1 protein-coding gene is annotated in these 326 nt (G+C 28.8%); it reads left to right on the forward strand.

Going from position 1 to position 326, the window contains the following annotated elements; all coding sequences use genetic code 11:
- On the forward strand, nucleotides 1-326 hold a 326-nt coding region (locus IU405_RS00290; protein ID WP_197436672.1), incomplete at both ends, for an MBL fold metallo-hydrolase.

A 326-nucleotide genomic window follows, 5' to 3' on the forward strand; every position in this document is an offset into this window, starting at 1 on the left:
AGTCGTTTCACTTTTTAATTTTAAAAATGAAATCAAAAAAGACAACATAAAAATAACACCTATTTCGCATGCAACTGCAGTAATTTCATTTGAAAATGAGACTATTTATTTAGATCCTACAGGAGGTGCAAATGCATTTTCAAAGTTTGAAAAACCTTCTTATATTTTGATAACTGATGTTCATGGTGATCATTTTAATATGAAAACATTGAAGGAATTAGATTTGTCTTCAACAACGATTATTGCACCAAAAGCAGTAGCAGATCAATTTCAAAATGCCTCAGCTAAAGAAATCATCATCATCAACAATGGTGAACATAAAAAAT

The organism is Polaribacter sp. BAL334 (genome assembly GCF_015767435.1).
Classification (GTDB): domain Bacteria; phylum Bacteroidota; class Bacteroidia; order Flavobacteriales; family Flavobacteriaceae; genus Polaribacter.